Source organism: Rhizobacter sp. P1_G5 (assembly GCF_056405435.1).
Map to the genome: position 1 here is coordinate 1 of NZ_JBFUCB010000830.1, position 2,133 is coordinate 2,133.

At 71.7% G+C, this 2,133-nt stretch carries 1 protein-coding gene and 1 pseudogene; both read right to left on the reverse strand.

Annotated elements, in window-relative coordinates; translation table 11 throughout:
• Window positions 1–1,545: pseudogene (locus AC1D12_RS31630) on the reverse strand (hypothetical protein); the annotation flags it as partial.
• Window positions 1,546–1,557: 12 nt separating this feature from the next.
• Window positions 1,558–2,118, reverse strand: coding sequence for an adenylyl-sulfate kinase (gene cysC / locus AC1D12_RS31635; RefSeq protein ID WP_477845136.1), 561 nt, complete (start codon window positions 2,116–2,118; stop codon window positions 1,558–1,560).
• Between the last annotated feature and the right edge of the window lie 15 nt (window positions 2,119–2,133).

The following is a 2,133-nucleotide window of genomic DNA, read 5'->3' on the forward strand; positions in this document are numbered from 1 at the left end:
GATCAGCACCCGCCCCGGCGCGGCGGCAGATTCCGCAGCAGCCGGCTCCTGGCTCACCTCGATCGAGAAACGCCCGCCGCCCGGCATCGCATCGCGCGCGTTCGATGCCAGGTTGATCAGCGCCAGCTCCAGCTCACCGACATCGACGCGGATCGGCGCGACCTCTGCCGCCACCTCCAGCGACAGCGCGACRCCGCTGCCCAGCGTCGCCTTCAGCAGCTCGGAGACCGCCGGCAGCCAYGCCGCCAGGTCGACCCGCTCCGGCTTCAGCGCCTGGCGGCGCGAGAACGACAACAGCTGCCGCGTCAGCCGCGCGCCCGAGCCCACCGCGCGGGCGATCGCGCCGATCTGCTTCATCTCGGCCACGTCCGGCCGCAGCTTCCTCACGACGTGCAGGTTGCTGTTGACGATCGCCAGCAGGTTGTTGAAGTCGTGGGCCACGCCGCCGGTGAGCTGGGCCAGCGCCTCCAGCTTCTGCGATTGCAGCAACGCCTTCTCGGCCTGCTCGCGCTTGCGCGCCTCGGCATGGAACTCGATCGCCATGCGCTGCTCGAGCTGCGTCTTGCGCAGCGCGAGCCAGGCCACGTACACGAGGCCGATCGTCACCGGCAGCGTGATCGCCGCGAGCAGCGCGACCAGGCGGTTCCAGTCGGCGAGGATCGCGTCGTCGCGCAGCGAGCTGCTGACGTACACCGGCAGGTCGTGCACCTGCTGGAAACTCACCGTGCGCAATGCGCCATCGAAGCTGGAGCGGAAGCTCAGCACGCCCGCATGCTGCCCCTGCCGCACCGCGGTGACCACCGGACTCGTGTCGGGCAGCCGCGTGATCGGGGCCGGCGGCAGCGGCCAGCGCGTCAGCAGCGTGCCGTCGGCCTTGAACAGCGTGAAGGTGCTGACGTCGGCTTCCTCCAGCGCGATCGAGCGGTAGAACTCCTCGAACACCGCCGGCTGAAGCGCGATGACGACCATGCCGCCGAAGCTGCCGTCGGCGCGCGGGCGGCGCACCGCGATGCTCAGCGCCGGCATGCCGGAGGCCCGGCCGAGCACGACGTCGCCGATGACCAGCCGGGCCTGCGTGGCCTTCATCTGCTGGAAGTAGTTGCGGTCGGCGATCGAGACGCTGCCCGAGCCGACCGGGAACCCGGTGCCGACCAGGTGTTGGCCCTGCGCATCCCACACCGAGATCGAGCGCACGCCCGGGATGCCGGTGCTGATGTCCATCAGCCGCAGGCGCAGCGCCGCTTCGTTGGCGCGCACCTCGTCGTCGGATGCGCCGACGAAGCGCAGCGACTTCTCGGCGATCTCGCGCGAGGATTCGAAGATGCGCATCGCATGCCGCGCCGCCACGTCGCTGGTGCGCACCAGCGTGCTGCGCCCATCGTCGTGGGCCACCTGCCAGGCCCACCAACTCGCGGCGATGAAGCCCGCCAGCGGCAGGATCGCCGCGCCCCACATCACGGCGCGCAGGAAACGCGTCAGCGGCGTTTCCTGCAGCTTTTGGGGGTGGGCGTCGCCGAGCCAGGCGCTGTCGCGGGCTACTTCCATGCGGTGGGAATGTTACCGGCCGGACCGCAGATGCCCGCGCGCCTGCAGCAGCGCCAGCACCTGGGCCGCGGCGTCGGCCGGCGACAGCTCGCCGGTGTCCAGCCGCAGTTCGGGCTGCGTGGGCACCTCGTAGGCCGAGCCGATGCCGGTGAAGTTGGCCAGCCCGCCGGCTTTCGCGCGCGCGTACAGGCCCTTGGGATCGCGCGCCGCGCAAGTGGCCAGCGAGGTGCTCAGGTGCACCTCGACGAAACGCCCGCTGCCGATGCGCTCGCGCGCCGCGGCACGGTGTGCGGCGCGGGGCGAGATCACCGCGGCGAGCACCATCAGGCCGGCCTCGTTGGCGAGGCGCGCGACCTCGGCGATGCGGCGGATGTTCTCGTCGCGGTCGGCATCGGTGAAGCCGAGGTCGCGGTTCAGGCCCTCGCGCACCACATCGCCATCGAGCATCAGCACGGCCCGCCCGGCCTGCAGCAGCGTGCGTTCGAGCACCGCGGCGAGCGTCGACTTGCCGGCACCGCTGAGGCCGGTCATCCACACCGTGGCGGGGTTGGGGCCGAACACGCGTTCACGCAGCGGCGCGAGCGAGGG